This window comes from Collimonas sp. (assembly GCF_035566375.1).
In the GTDB taxonomy this organism is placed as follows: Bacteria; Pseudomonadota; Gammaproteobacteria; order Burkholderiales; family Burkholderiaceae_D; genus Collimonas.
Genome location: NZ_DATMRK010000051.1, coordinates 149,656 through 164,057 on the forward strand (window position 1 = coordinate 149,656; position 14,402 = coordinate 164,057).

14 protein-coding genes and 1 pseudogene are annotated in these 14,402 nt (G+C 57.1%); 1 reads left to right on the forward strand and 14 read right to left on the reverse strand.

All coding sequences use genetic code 11. The features are described 5' to 3' along the window. Positions 1-8 precede the first annotated feature (8 nt). The 9 genes from VNZ60_RS17380 to mdlC all read right to left on the reverse strand — a co-directional run bounded on the left by VNZ60_RS17380 (position 9) and on the right by mdlC (position 8,289). On the reverse strand, positions 9-638 hold the full coding sequence (locus tag VNZ60_RS17380; RefSeq protein ID WP_325661288.1) for a glutathione S-transferase family protein: 630 nt from the start codon (positions 636-638) through the stop codon (positions 9-11). A gap of 60 nt (positions 639-698) precedes the next feature. Further along, complete coding sequence (locus tag VNZ60_RS17385; RefSeq protein WP_325661290.1) at positions 699-1,388, reverse strand: HAD family hydrolase; 690 nt, start codon at positions 1,386-1,388, stop codon at positions 699-701. Positions 1,389-1,515: 127 nt separating this feature from the next. Beyond that, a complete protein-coding gene (gene rarD / locus VNZ60_RS17390; protein WP_325661292.1) occupies positions 1,516-2,448 on the reverse strand; it encodes an EamA family transporter RarD in 933 nt (310 codons plus the stop codon). Positions 2,449-2,491: 43 nt separating this feature from the next. Further along, positions 2,492-2,695: a hypothetical protein gene (locus tag VNZ60_RS17395; RefSeq protein ID WP_325661294.1), complete on the reverse strand. Its 204-nt coding sequence runs from the start codon at positions 2,693-2,695 to the stop codon at positions 2,492-2,494. Between the two features lie 94 nt (positions 2,696-2,789). Further along, positions 2,790-3,269, reverse strand: coding sequence for an OsmC family protein (locus VNZ60_RS17400; RefSeq protein WP_325661296.1), 480 nt, complete (start codon positions 3,267-3,269; stop codon positions 2,790-2,792). Between the two features lie 148 nt (positions 3,270-3,417). Beyond that, positions 3,418-4,077, reverse strand: a complete 660-nt coding sequence (locus VNZ60_RS17405) for a methyltransferase family protein (RefSeq protein WP_325661298.1) — start codon at positions 4,075-4,077, stop codon at positions 3,418-3,420. Positions 4,078-4,210: 133 nt separating this feature from the next. Next, positions 4,211-5,134 (reverse strand): ketopantoate reductase family protein, encoded by a 924-nt coding sequence (locus tag VNZ60_RS17410; RefSeq protein ID WP_325661300.1) that lies wholly within the window; start codon positions 5,132-5,134, stop codon positions 4,211-4,213. A gap of 37 nt (positions 5,135-5,171) precedes the next feature. Next, on the reverse strand, positions 5,172-6,623 hold the full coding sequence (locus VNZ60_RS17415; RefSeq protein WP_325661302.1) for an aldehyde dehydrogenase: 1,452 nt from the start codon (positions 6,621-6,623) through the stop codon (positions 5,172-5,174). A 76-nt stretch (positions 6,624-6,699) separates the two neighbouring features. After that, the gene (gene mdlC / locus VNZ60_RS17420) at positions 6,700-8,289 is read right to left on the reverse strand and encodes a benzoylformate decarboxylase (protein WP_325661326.1); all 1,590 of its coding nucleotides are present in this window, start codon (positions 8,287-8,289) and stop codon (positions 6,700-6,702) included. Between the two features lie 117 nt (positions 8,290-8,406). On the opposite strand from mdlC, the gene VNZ60_RS17425 reads away from it, so the two are divergent. Then, positions 8,407-9,312 (forward strand): LysR family transcriptional regulator, encoded by a 906-nt coding sequence (locus VNZ60_RS17425; protein WP_325661304.1) that lies wholly within the window; start codon positions 8,407-8,409, stop codon positions 9,310-9,312. Positions 9,313-9,350: 38 nt separating this feature from the next. Here VNZ60_RS17425 and VNZ60_RS17430 read toward each other — a convergent pair whose 3' ends face one another. From VNZ60_RS17430 to VNZ60_RS17450, 5 genes and pseudogenes are all read right to left on the reverse strand, one after another. Continuing rightward, positions 9,351-10,703 (reverse strand): MFS transporter, encoded by a 1,353-nt coding sequence (locus VNZ60_RS17430; RefSeq protein WP_325661305.1) that lies wholly within the window; start codon positions 10,701-10,703, stop codon positions 9,351-9,353. A 275-nt stretch (positions 10,704-10,978) separates the two neighbouring features. Then, on the reverse strand, positions 10,979-11,953 hold the full coding sequence (locus tag VNZ60_RS17435) for a glycerophosphodiester phosphodiesterase family protein (RefSeq protein WP_325661307.1): 975 nt from the start codon (positions 11,951-11,953) through the stop codon (positions 10,979-10,981). A 180-nt stretch (positions 11,954-12,133) separates the two neighbouring features. Then, the gene (locus VNZ60_RS17440) at positions 12,134-13,195 is read right to left on the reverse strand and encodes an acyltransferase family protein (protein ID WP_325661309.1); all 1,062 of its coding nucleotides are present in this window, start codon (positions 13,193-13,195) and stop codon (positions 12,134-12,136) included. A gap of 51 nt (positions 13,196-13,246) precedes the next feature. After that, positions 13,247-14,191 (reverse strand): DUF535 family protein, encoded by a 945-nt coding sequence (locus VNZ60_RS17445; protein WP_325661311.1) that lies wholly within the window; start codon positions 14,189-14,191, stop codon positions 13,247-13,249. 39 nt (positions 14,192-14,230) lie between these two features. Beyond that, positions 14,231-14,402 (reverse strand): annotated as a pseudogene (locus VNZ60_RS17450) (phosphomannomutase/phosphoglucomutase); the annotation flags it as partial.

The window sequence follows — 14,402 nt, forward strand, 5'->3', positions numbered from 1 at the left end:
ACGAGGGATCAATTGTCCCAATGACGCCGCCATACCGGCGCCACTTTGGGATGAGCTTCCACCACCTCGATCATAGCGAGAAAAGCCGGCCGCACCTGCGCCAGACCGGCCCGCGCTCCCGACCACTTGGAAACCACCGCAGCCAACAGATCCAGCGCGCCGGGTGTGGCGCCGTTCAAGAATGGCGTGGCGGGATAGGTGTCGGCAAAAATTTCCCAATAACTGTGCAGGCGAGCGCGGGCGCCTTCCCGGATCTGCTCTTGCACAAGCTCATCGGCATTGAGACACCAACGCTCGGGAAAATCGATCATGCCGATCGCGGCATAACAGTTAGCGGCAATGAACACCAAGCCTCTGATGGCCTGCGCGCGCTGGCTTTCGTCGATGGGCAAAAGCCCGGCAGATGGATGAGCCAGCCCGAGATGGAGCAGGATCGCCGCACTTTCGGTCAATATGCCGCCATTTGGCAGCTGTAAGGTGGGAATCTGTCTAAGGGGATTTATGCGTTCCAGCTCATCGAGCGCCGAGCCGGGTTCCCAGGAAGCGGCGTCGACCTGGCGGTAAGGGAGCCCAGCCAGTTCCAATGCCAGTTCCACCGCAGCAGAACCAGAGCCTTTGAAGCCATACAGTGTGTACATAAGCCCTGTTTCATTTATCTTTTGGAAAATAAATTCTAACAGGGAGTTGCGCCAAACAGGTCACACTTCGGTCAAACCCATGGCGTGCCGCACGCGTCCGCACAACTCCTCGGGCGAGCGCGAAATGATTTCTTCCGGCACCATGAATTTCTTGATCAGCCGCTTGTAGCTCTCGAAACCGTAGGAAACCATGAAAGGATGCATGCCGGAGCCGATCGCGGCCAGATAATCCTTGTGCTCGTCGCCGCAGATGTAGGCGCGCGCAGGATTGATATCGAGGCGCTCGCGAATCGCCCGGAATTCCTGCATTTTTTCCAGGTGCAACGGAATGTGGGCAAAAAAATCGAAGGCGTCCAGATCGATATCATGACGCCGGAACAACAGTCGCAGCGTTTGCTCCGGTTCATTGGTCATATTACGCGTCACCAGGCCGACCGCGATATCCGGCGCGGCGATCAGGTTTTGCACCAGCCCGGCAATGCCCGGATACAGCTTGGCCTCCTCCCGGTAGACCTCGGTCAGAGTGACAATCAATTGCTTGCGGCTCTGCTTGCCTATCTGCCGCTTCAGGTTGGAAGGAAACTCCTTCAAGCCGCCCAGGTATTTGAACAGACGGCGGCGTTTCTGGAATCGTTCTTCATCGCCGATCACCATGCCGTGCCGGGAAAACGTTTTGTCGATGGCGCTGTAGGCATCGATGGTGGTGCCGTCTGCATCCAGGATAATTAATCGTTTGCTATTGTTGTACATGTTTATCCGTCAGGGAGAGCGAGCGCAGATGATCCCGGGATCGCTCCGATGGCCAGTTGCAGTGTTTCAACCGCAGTGCGTCAACCGCAGTACCTCAACTTATAGCAATCTTGTGACAGCACGATGACTACAAAGAAATTTGATCGGCTGTGGCGGGACGCCGCGCCGCCCGTTCCTTGCGTAACAGACGCACGCTGTGCAGCGCAGTCAGCGCCACCGCGCACCAGATGGGAATATAGGTACCGAGTTGTCCCGGCGCCATCGACTCGCCAAGGAAAATGATAGCGACGCCGACCAGCAATACCGGCTCGACATAGCCGAGGATGCCGAACAAGGCCATCGGCAGCCGCCGGCTGGCGCCCAGGTAGGCGCCCAGCGCCACTGTGCTCAACAAACCCAGTCCCGGCAACAGGAACAGCCACATGTCCAGCCTATGGGCAATCAGCGGCACGGAGCCGCGCGCATACAGCATGATTGCCGCCACCGGCACCAGCAAGGCAATCTCCAGCGCAAACGCCACCACCGGATCGGCATTGATCTTGCGGCGCAGGATAAAGTACGGCGGATAACCTAGCGCCACCACCAGGGTCGGCCAGGCAAAGCTGCGCGTCAGCCACACCTCGTGCAACACGCCGAGCACGGCACAGGCGACCGCCAGCCATTGGAACAGATCCAGCCGTTCGTGATAATAGAAACGGCCGACCAGCACCATTGTCAACGGCAGCAGGAAATAGCCGAGCGAGACTTCCAGCGCACGGCCATGTAAAGGCGCCCACAAAAAGATCCAGGCCTGAAGCCCAAGCAGCGCCGCCACTACCATCATGGCGATGCAAGTCAAGGGTTCGCGCGCGAGACGGCGCAGCAAGGCAAGCGCCTGCGGCCAGCGCTGGCGCAGAACCAGCAAGGCCAGCGCGCCGGGCAGCGTCCACACCACGCGCCAGGCGAATATATCCAGGCCGTCGAGCGGCGCCAGTAATTTGGTGTAGCCGGACATCAGGGCGAACAACATTGACGCGCCGACCGACAAGCCGATGCCGCGCCCTGTTTCACGCGTGTTCATTTATGCTGATTCATTTAGATTGACCGCACGTCGGCAAACATCTTCAATCGCTCAATGCCGCTTTAGCAGCCTGTTCCGGTGTCAGGCCGTCATAAAACTGGTCGGTGAACCATTCCACCTGTTCTTCGATATGCTCTTGCGCCTGATCTAGAGTCGCTCCGCCGGCCACCAGAAAACCTTCTACTTCGATACACCAATTGATCAAAGCCAGTGTTTCCGGATCCAGCTCTTCATTCTTCTTTGCCATCATTTTTCCTGTTTAAACGTCATATCGAGGCAGTTTCGCCGCCGGTATTCTACCCGCCTCTGCGCCGCTCAGGCTAAGGATAGCCAGCCGAGGTTCATGACGCGGCGTGGCTCCAGCTGCCCTGGATCCTGATTTCACTCTTCACCGAGCGCGCCAGAAAACATTCCTCATGCGCCTGGTGATGCAAGTGCTGGAGCGCGGCGTCGTCCGGAATCCTGGCGCCGGAAAAGGTCACCGCTGGCGCCAGTTCAACCAGCGCTATCCAGCTTTTGCCATCCGCTCCGCGCAGCATATGCCCTATGGCGTGATCGACATAACTATCGATCACATAGCCGGCGCTGCGCGCGATATCAAGAAACCACAACATATGGCAACTGGATAGGGAGGCGACAAAAGCTTCTTCCGGATCGACATTGGCCGGGTTCGACAAAGGCACTCTCACCACATGCGGCGAACTCGACGCCGGCACCACCGCGCCGCCGTCGAATTGCCATTGGTGGGCGCGGCTGTAACGGTTGTCAACGAATACTGCATCGGCTCGCTTCCATTCGATAGTGGCGACATGACTGGACATGAAATCTCCTTTGAAGTGTGGACAAGTGAATTTCTGCGCCACAGATGATACAGAGAATTGCTCTATTCCGTATCTGGCATCCCACATCCCGTAGTATCCCGCCTGGAGAATGCCAGGCCATCAGGGCCTGTTGAGCTAGCTCGATGCGCTAATAAATTCCGGGAATCAGCCGCGATGTACGGGCACGATAAGCGTCGTACTCGGCGCCAAACTGCGTCTGCAGCAGCGCCTCCTCGGCGCGTATGCGAGCGATCAGCGGCAGGATCGTAAGCGCCGTCAGCAGCAGCCCGAGCCCGGAACGAAAAGCCAGCGACCAGCCCAGTGAATTCACCAGCAAACCCAGGTAGCTGGGGTGGCGGATGACGCCGTACAAACCTTCGGTCACCAGGCGATGGCCGGACTGGATCGCCACCAAACCGCTGAAACGGCGGCCGAGTATGAAGACCGGCCACAACCTCAGCGCACCGCCGACGATGAACAGGACGACCCCAATCCAGCGCAGCGTATCGGCGCCGAAAGTCCAGAATTCGATGCGATCGCTATACGGCGGCAGATAGGCTTGCAGCAGTCCGATCAAGCCGATGACTGGGATAATCCAACGGTTGCCACGGTCCTCGCGTTCGCCGGAACTCAGATTGGCGCTGGTGAAGAGCGCCGCGCCAGCCATGATAAGGAATGCGATGGCAACCACCAGCAGGGCTGGTTGTGCGAAAAAAACGGCAATACCGCCGCGGGCAAGAATGGAGACGCCAAGATAGGCAAGACTCGACACGATGGTAAAGGCCGCAAATTTGGGTGTGAGCTGCATGAGCGTCTCCCGCAGATGGACCCTTTCATTATATCCGCGTACGACCTGGCCCCAGACCGGCAAGCGGGAAGATCGGCCTGGATCTGGACGGCTTTCCCGGCGGCCCGGGTTGCCAATCAAGCAATCAGCAAAATCAGCTTTTGTGCTTCTGTTCGATCATGCGCACCAGATGATAGAGCGTCTCGGTAACCGGAACGGCAACGCCTGCTTCCAGCGCAAATTCAGCAATCGCACCGTTGATCGATCCGATCTCGGTTTTCCGGTTGTGCATCACGTCCTGCAGCATGGACGGCTTATGCTCCGCGTGTTCGATGAATGCCTTTCCTACAGATTGCCAGATCGCATCCTCATCCACCGCGATGTGTCTGGCGCGTGCCACGGCGCCCGTTTCGGCGACGATGCGTTGCGCCAGCAGCGGCCCTGAAGTGCTGGCTCCTACCTCGCCGACCGTCATCCCGGTAACCGCTGTCAAACTGTTCAGCGCCGCATTGAACGCCACCTTTTCCCATATGGCGCGCTCGACATCGGCGTCAAGAACGCAATTGAAGCCGGCTTTGCCGAAGGCCTCCGCGATCACCTGGTGCTCCTTCCGGCGCTGGCCGTCGGCGCCATAGATCTTGATGTAACCGCTGCCTTTCGACGACACCCGGCCAGGTCCTTTAAGGTCGCTCGGATAGTTGGTGACGCCATGCATCACGCGTTCAATCGGAATGAATTCAGCGGCAGTCTCGACATTTCCCAAACCATTTTGCAAGGTGAGCAAGCAGGTCCTGTCGTCAAATAAATGACAGACGGAATCCAGGGCGGCGGCAGTATGTAAAGTCTTGGTGAACACGATCACCAGATCCGGCCGAAAATCGACAGCATCGGCAGTGCCTGCGCTGATTTTGACAATTTGCTCGCCCTGCTCCGTTTCAATTTTCAAGCCAGCGCTGTTAATCGCATCGATATGTTCGCGCCAGACATCGACCAATACTAGTTCGTAGCCGGCTTGCGCAAACCTGGCGCCGAACAGGCAGCCCATTGCACCAGCGCCAACTATCATGATTTTTTTCATTATTCATAGCTCCACTATCGAGGGATTGCGATCGTGCTCAGAACGGATAAGAGCGCGACTTGGTTTGCAAGGTAATCCAGCGCAAGTCGGTAAAGGCGTCGATGCCAGCCTTGCCACCGAAATGGCCGATGCCGCTGCCCTTGACGCCGCCGAACGGCATTTGCGGTTCGTCATGGACGGTCGGGCCGTTGATATGGCAAATGCCTGATTCAATCCGCCTGGCCACCAGTAAGGCGCGTGCGGTATCGCGGCTGAATACGGCTGACGCCAAACCGAATTCGTTATCGTTGGCGCAAGCAATTGCCTCCTCATCGCCGTTGACCCTGACGATGCCCTTGACCGGAGCGAACGATTCTTCAGCGTAAATCCGCATAGCGGGCGTCACGTGATCCAGCAGTGTGGCAGCCATCAAAGTGCTGTCGGCCTTGCCTCCGCACAGCAGCTTGGCGCCTTTTCCTAGCGCATCATCTATCAAAGCGTTGCAACGCTCCACTGTCTTGCTATCAACCACGGAGCCCAGCACTACCGGCCCCAAGCGCGGATCGCCCAGCGGCAAACTGCCGGCCTTGAGCACCAGGCGCCTGACAAAATCATCGGCAATTTTATGATCGACAATGATGCGTTCGGTGGACATGCAAATCTGCCCCGAATTTAAGAAGGCGCCGAAAGCCACACCGTTCACAGCGGCGTCGAGATCGGCATCGTCCAGCACCAGCACCGGCGCTTTGCCACCCAGTTCCAGCACCACCGGTTTCAAATATTTTGCACAATGCATGGCAATGATCTTTCCGACCTGCGTCGAGCCGGTGAAATTCACGCGCCGCACCGCCCGGTGCGCGATCATTGCCTCTACCACGGCAGCGGCGTCGGCCGGTGCATTGGTGACAAAATTCACCACGCCCTTCGGCAAACCAGCCTCTTGCAACGCTGCGATGATCAAGCCATGGGTTGCCGGGCAGAGCTCCGAGCCTTTCAGGACCACGGTATTACCGCAAGCCAGCGGCACCGCGATCGCCCGCACTCCCAGAATCACTGGCGCGTTCCACGGCGCCATGCCCAGCACCACGCCAGCGGCCTGGCGCACGCCCAGCGCCAGGTTACCGGGCAGATCGGATGGAATTACTTCACCGTTGATCTGGGTAGTCAGCGCTGCGGCTTCCAGCAAGGTATTGGCCGCAAGACGCACGTTGAAACCGGCCCAGATGCCCGAAGCCCCGGTTTCCGCCGCCATGGCAGCGGCGAACGCTTCGCTCTTGGCTTCCAGCGCCTGAGCGGCTTTGATCAGCAACGCCCTGCGCTCGCCCGGCCCGCTCGCCGACCATGCCGGGAAGGCAGCCGCAGCTGCATCGACGGCGCGCAGGGCATCGGCTACGCTGGCGGCCGGCGCTCTGGTCGCCAGTTGGCCATCGAGTGGATTGCATCTGTCGAAAGTGGCGCCGTTTTCCGCCTGCGATTGCTCGCCGTTGATCAACATCGATATTGTGTTCATGTTTCATCTCCTTTTTTGTTGATTCATCTTATTGATTAATCTCAGGGTGCGCGATTGTTTCGACTATTGCGATGTGTTATGCAACCTCGACCTCGACCAGCACCGGTGCCGCCGAACCCAACGCTAGCTGCAGAGTCTCGCGCAAAAGCGCCGCATCCGTCACGCGCAAAGCCTGGCAACCCATGCCCTTGGCAAGCGCCACGAAATCGATCGCCGGCAGTTCGGTCCCTTGCACCACGTCGCTATCGGTGAAGCCAAACACCGGCGCAAAATCTTGCAATGCCGCGTAGCGCTGGTTATTCAGAATCAGAAACACGATAGGCAGTTTCAATTGCACCGCGCTCCACAGCGACTGGATCGAATACATGCTGGAACCATCGCCAAAAATGCCGATGATGCGAGCACCCGGCTTGGCCAGCGCCACGCCTACCGCCGCCGGCATGCCGTAGCCAAGGCCGCCGCTATCCATCGTGAAGAATCCCTCGCTGCGCGTGATGGGCAGATAAGCCTGCAGCACCGGCCGTGCGCTGGGCGCTTCTTCCACCACGATGTCAGCCGGACCACGCACCTCGGCCAAGGTCTGCATGACATAGGCCACGGATATCCGCCTGGATGGCTCGGCGCGGACCCGATCCGGGCGCGCCGCAGGTAAGGCGCGTAGTGGTAGTGGCGGCACCGGGCGAGCGAGCAAATCGAGCACGCTCAAACGTATGCTGCCGACCGCCGACGTGCCGACTGGCGTCCAGGCGGCGGTGGTCGGATCATCGGTGAGCTGGCATAGCGTGGCGCCAGGCGGCACGTGCGGCCCGCTGCCTTCGACGTGATAGGTAAAAGCTGGGGCGCCAAGGGCGAAAATGCAGTCATGCCCATCCAGCAAACTGACTATCTTTTCGCGCATCGCCGGCAGGAAACCGGCAAACAGACGATGGTCTTCTGGAAAACTGCAACGTCCCGACATGGGCGCCGCCCAGACCCTGGCGTTGTGCCTTTCCGCCAGTTGCACCACCGCTTCCCAGGCGTTGTCGCGGTCCACCGCAGCGCCCACCACGAACGCTGGACGCCGGCTGGCGTCCAGCGCAGCGCCTATCTCATCCAGTACAAAGGGCTCCGCCCGCAATTCGCTGCTGACTACGCGCGCCGCCAATAACTGCGCAGGCTGATCCCAATCGTCCACCGGAATCGACACCAATACCGGGCCACGCGGCGGCATCATCGCTATGTAATAGGCACGCGCCATGGCCAGAGGAACATCTTCGGCGCGGGCCGGTTCGATGCTCCACTTGACGTAAGGCTTGGGCAATTCCGTCGCCTGTGCCGACGCTAGAAACGGATCGAAGGGCAAGATCGAGCGCGCTTGTTGCCCAACGGTGATCAGCAGCGGCGTGCGGTTCTTGAAGGCGGTGAAAATATTGCCCATGGCGTTGCCGACGCCGGCCGCTGAATGCAAGTTCACCAATGCAGCATTGCGTGTGGCCTGCGCGTAACCGTCGGCCATGCCGACTACCACCGCCTCCTGCAAGCCAAGCACATAACGAAAATCTTCAGGAAAATTGCGGAACATCGGTAGTTCCGTGGAGCCTGGATTGCCGAACACGGAAGTCATACCAAGTTGACGCATCAGATCGATCACGGCGTCACGCACGGTAATTGATGCAGCCGGCAACATATTTGTATTGGATGTGCTGCTCACGAAATCTCCTATCAGACTATGCAAAGTGCCAGTATGAAAGCAAGCCCCATGTTTTGAAATTGCCTTTTTCCAGAAAAGACATTACGATCAAGCATGACTTTCGATCTCCGCCAGCTAACCGCATTTACCACCATCGTAGCCACCGGCAGCCTGGGGCGCAGCGCCGACGCGCTGCATGTGACGCAGCCCGCCCTGAGCCGCACCATCAAGCGCCTTGAAGAACAGGTCGGCGCAGCGCTATTCGAACGCCATTCAAAAGGCATGCAACTCACCGAGATTGGCCGCGCCCTGGTGCCGCACGCCACCTTGCTGCTGCGCGAAGCCGAGCACGCAACCGAAGAAATCGACGCCATGCGCGGCTTGGTCAAAGGCACCATCAGGGTTGGCGCGGTAGGCAGCATTGCCAGCCTGGTATTGCCGCAGGCGATCGGTGAAGTGCTGAAAAAATGGCCGACCTTGCATGTGCATGTGATCGAAGGCGTGTGGGATCGCCTGACCGACGCACTGGTCAGGCACGAGGTCGATCTGGCGCTTGGCATGGCGGTTGCCGACACTGACGAAATCTGCGCCATCGGCGATTGCCGCTGGGAAGACCGCAGTTATGTGGTTGCCGCAAGCGACCATCCCTTGCGTAACAATCCCAAACTCAAGTTGGCCGATACATTAAGTCAACCGTGGGCCATGCCGCCGCAGGGCACCGGCCCGTTCGAGCAAATGCAGCAAGTGTTCGGCGCGCACGGTTTGGCAATGCCCAACATCGCGGTCGAGACCCGGTCGATCACTGTATTGAAAAGCCTGGTGACACGCTCCGGCTTCCTGAGCTGGATGCCGGAACCCATGTACGATGTTGACCACCAGGCACGGCTGATTGATGCACTCGCGATTCCCGGTGTCATGGCCAGCAGAACGCTGACCGCCTTTCGCCGCCGGCACGGCATTTTGCCAGGCCCGGCGGTCAAGTTGCTGGAGCAACTGCGATTGCTGGCAGTTGCTCCCTGACGTATCCGGCCTGCTGCTGCCGGGCCTGCTGCAATAGCTTAGGCTTGCACCTCAATTTTTGCTTCAGTCTTTGTCCGAAGCAATCTGGGAATGTGTCCTTTGACCATCACCAGCGCGATCAATACGAACACCATCGCCACCCCCAACATGATCAGATAACCGGATGCGCCTGCTGCGGTGATCACGACAGCGCCAGCGAAAGCGCTCAGGATCGCGCCGATGCGGCCGAAAGCCAGCGCTGAAGCAGTTCCGGTGGCCCGCACCGCGGTCGGATAAACAAACGCACAGAGTGCATACATGGTCGATTGAACCGCATTGACAAACATGCCGTGCACGCCGATCCCGAAGATAAACAAGCCCGTACTGTGAGAGACGTCGACGCCCAGCAATAGCAGCGCACTCGCAGCACCGCCGGCGCAGCACACGATCAACGGCCAGCGCGAGCCAAACCGGGTGATCGCCACGGCGCAGGCTAACGCACCTATCACGCCGCCAAGGTTGTACGCTGTCAAGCCCGAACCGGCAATCTGCGTGCTCAAACCCTCTGCCGCCAGCATCGTCGGCAACCAGCTGAAAGCGCTGTAGACCGCCAGCAGACACATGAAGAATGCGCACCAGATGGCCAATGTGTCGCGGCCTCGGCCCTCGTCAAACAAGGCACGGAAGCCTACTCGCTGCTCTTTTTTCTGTTCGCCCAGATCGGTAAACACCGCGCCAGCTGCCGTCGGCCGGGACATGCGGCCGAGCAGCTTGGATAACTCAGGCCAGCGATGCCGGCGCCGCGCCAGATAACGGGGCGATTCCGGCAGCGTAAAGAACAGCAGCACCACCAGCCCCAACGGCAATGCGCCACCGATGAAAAACAAGCCGCGCCAGCCGTAGAGCGGCAGCACCACGCTCGAAAACAAACCGGCTAGCATGCCGCCTAATGGCACGCAGACGATGGTTGCCGTGACGGCCAGGGTGCGCCGCCTGGCGGGCGTGAATTCGGCGGTCATCGTAGTCGAGCTGGGCAACGCCCCGCCAATGCCAAAGCCGGCGATCAGGCGCAGTATCGCAATCGTCGTCACATCCGGCGCCAGGCCGATCGCGCAGGTAGCCGTACCGAAAATAAACACGCTGCCAATCACCGCCCAGCGGCGTCCAAAGCGATCCGCGAACAAACCGGCGCAAGCGCTGCCTATGCCCATCCCGATCAGACCGGCCGCCACCGCTGGCGCAAACGCGCTGCGGCTGATGCCCCATTCCTTGATCAGCGTTGGAATCGCAAAACCGATCAGTTGGCCGTCAAAACCATCCATCACAATCGATAGCGCCGCCAGACACACAACGAATTTCTGCATCATCGTGTACGGGCCGTCGTCGAGCGTCTTACCGATATCGATATTCATGATGCGCCTCCGTCGCGCAGGCGGTCATGGCATGCATCGACATTGTTTTGCAAGCGGCTGGCGGCTGTAGTGGCCGTAGTGGCCATAGTGGCAATGCTTGAAACGGGCGCAAAATTCACGTGCGAGGGGCAGTTGCTCATCAGATGTCTCCTATATGTGGGCGCCTTATGAATGTCGGCGCTATTTTGTGCAATCGAGTATGGGAGACTCTCGGCTAATTTGGAATTACCTTTTTACGGAAAAGACATTACGTTTACGCATGACTTTCGAGCAACTTAATCGACGATCAATGGCTCCGAGCAATCCAACGCCGATCCACGCATCCGGTCTTTGATGGCGAGCATGGTTTTCGGCGAATCCGCCAGCACCGCGTCCATGCCGCGGCAAGCTGCCTCGCGATAGGCGTCGACACCGTTGACGGCAATGGCAACCAGATTGGTTTTCCCTTTGCTGCGGAAGCAGGCAACCGCCGCTGGCGTCCAGAACCGGGCTTTAACCGCAGAGCGCGCCTGGCCCAAGGTGAAGGTTTCCACCACCTGCACAGCGCGGCGGGATTCAAATGCAGCCCAGCTATCTGCAGCAGGCGGCGCCGTGCATTCTTGCGCCAGCGCTACCGTCGCCAGCCGCTCACGCGTTGCATCGCGCGACTCAAACAGACGGGCTTGTGGAAAAACAGAGAACACCTGCTGGTAAGCGGCGTCGGTGGAATAGATCAAGCTCCGCCCCCAAGCGCGCTCTTGATCCAGCACCCGCGCTACCGCCTCGGCCTGCGGTTCGGCCGGCAGCGCCTTCATGTCCAGAATCACCGGCACCGATTCCGGAATAGCGCGCAGCGCCTGCTGCAACGAAGGTATCTGAACGCTCTGCGTACGGTATGGATAGCGCTTCACACCATCCGCATCAATGCGCGCAAACATCCAGCCTGCGTTCAAACGCTGCAACTCATCAAAGGTTTTATTCGCAAGCGGCCCGGCGCCATCGGTAAGCGACGACAGATCAGCCGGACGATACAGCATCGACACGCCATCCCGGCTCAGCTGGATCGTCAGCCAGATCATGTCTGCGCGGTCTTGAAGCGCGCCCTCGACTGCCAGCAGAGTGTTCTCCGGATAATCTGCAGTGCCGCCGCGATGGGCGATGACCAAAGGCAGACGAGTATCTTCAGTGGCTTCAACCGAGCCGCAGCCGGGTAATGTAAGCGCACTAAGCACGGCGCAAAGAAACAACTTGATGGTGGTAGCAGCTGGCATTAAGTGAGCTCCGGATACATGCATGGGCGGCAGAGAAAAGTGAAGATTGACTCCAGACTGTTCTCAATTGTAATCGCCAATGATGCCAAAAAGACAAATAATTGAAGTGTCGCTTTGAATCGGAAATTAACATTTGCCGATCCCAACTTACGATCAGAAGCTATTTGTTGCGGACGTCCGCTAAATGCGTAATACCGAAAAGCGGCGTAAGAAATAAACCAGCGGCCCACAAAACAGGATGGCTGCAGCACTGCTGGCGACACTCCAGCCGATGGCATAGGTGTAATCGCTGGCAATCAGGTGCAGAGAGATCATGAGGCCGCGTATCAGGCTCAGGAAAATAAAATGCACCGGGAAAATTATCAAGGTATTGTTCGAAATCCAGCGACTTATTCTGGATCTCGGCAATAACGCGGAAACAGCAAATGTGGCGGCAATTCCAAGCAAGGCGGCCGGCAGATAGAGTGCCGGGCTGCTGCCGAAAAGCATGGTGGCGAGATCGACCCTGCCGGTAAGCAGCTGGGCGGAAATGAGCAGTGCCGCCGCCAGCAAAAAAATAAAGAAGAGAATGCCTGGCTTTATATCGCTGATATCGCTTAAAAAATTCTTCTCACGCACATACTGTCCAAGCGCGTAGAACGACAGCGCTATCCACATGGTGTCCAAACCCAGGGGAAGCCTATAGAACGACTCATCCCAGAGTAGCGCGATGATAAAAGCAAGAGCCGTAAACAGACAGGTGGCAGCCGTCAAGTTCAAAAACTTGCGCGAGGCGTGATAAGTTATCGAGGTCAATATCAGACACGGAAAGAACCAGAGCGGAGGATCGACATAGAGGTCCGATTCCAGCCCCGTAAACAAGCCGGCGATGGGTGCATGCCATGCCTGGCCGGCAGACAGTAAAGCCTTGGCACCGATGTTGCGCGTGAGCAGCCAATACACAAAAGCGAGCAAGAAAAACAGAAGATAGGGAATGGCTAAGGTTTGCAATACTTTTCTGATATTGCGGTAAATCGAGGTTTCTAATTTTTCCGGCTTGATCAGAAATCCGGAAATGAAAAAAAACAGAGGAACGTGAAAACTGAAGATCAACTGCACCAGATAATCCGGCAGCCCTCGGCTGTGGCCGAGAACAACCAGAACCATGCCGATGGCTTTGGCATTATCGATAAAGCTGTAGTGCTCGAACAAAACCTGACTGCGCGGCGAACGATAGATCGACAAAGAAGAAGGAGGCATCATTTATTTAGCGCAGGAAAATAAAAAAGAGCCGTTGCGTATCATGTATCTGACTCATGCATCTGACACCGGACACTGGAGCGGCTCTCGAATAAGATAGTGCTGCATGGATGACGCCACCTGATCTCTGATTTCATTTTTAAAAATACGCTTTTTCTGCGTCCTTTTTCGATGGCGGGCTTGGATCAGATCCAGTGCGCCTTCCGCGTACGGAAGTTGAATTCTATAAAAATTCTTTTGCGGGACAAGATCGCCAAATTTTTCAAAGAACTTGTCGTAGGAAAAATAAAATTTTTCGCTCTGCGCAATCTGATTTTTGCTGGCAATCCCCGCTATCGTATTAAAGCCAAGAGCCAGCCCCACCCCGCTTATGGCTGCCATCAGCAATTGAGCTGGTTGAATATCATTGCAAGTCTTTGTCGCCTGCTGAATGCACTCAAGGCCTTGCATTCCCTGCACGCTGGATATGAAAATCACATGTTCGTCGGCAAGCTCGAATGCGCTGCCATCGGCTATGACAAAGATCACGCGATAAATGCATACCAGATCCATTTTAAAGAGCAGGCATAACTCTCCTTCAGAGTCGACGGCGTGCGGAAAATCGATCACTATTTCAAATGAAATACCGTCGATATATTGCTGCCAAAGCTGGATAGGAAAGCCAGAGATATCATCCAGAAAATCGCTTTTGAAATTCTTCTGAAGGTATGAGTAATGTGAAATCAGTATCAATAAACCTTTTCTTGCGGAGATATCAAATGAAATGTAGTCCCTCAAATATTTATAAGTCAGCTCCGGCTTGTCAATAATCAGTTGCCTGGTTTGCGGGTGACTGAGAATACGGATGAATTTTAAATGCAAGCCGATATTTATAGCTAACAACATCCCCCTATGCCACGTCTTCAGTCTTAACATCGATCCCCTCAACACAATATTTCGAGTGATTCTGGATGTATTGGCAAAGAAGAATTTAAACGGAAGCTTTGAAATAGAGCTCATGAGGACATCCGTCTCCGTAATTTTTATATAAAGAAGTGCTTAAAAAGGCAGAAGCGCATCCGGCTTTGCAGCCAGGATCACGCGCTTGAACTCTGCCTGTATACGCGCCAACGCCGCTTCCGATTCAGCCTCAAAGCGCATCACCACAACCGGCGTTGTATTCGACGAGCGCGCCAGCCCAAATCCATCCGGATATTCGACACGCAAGCCG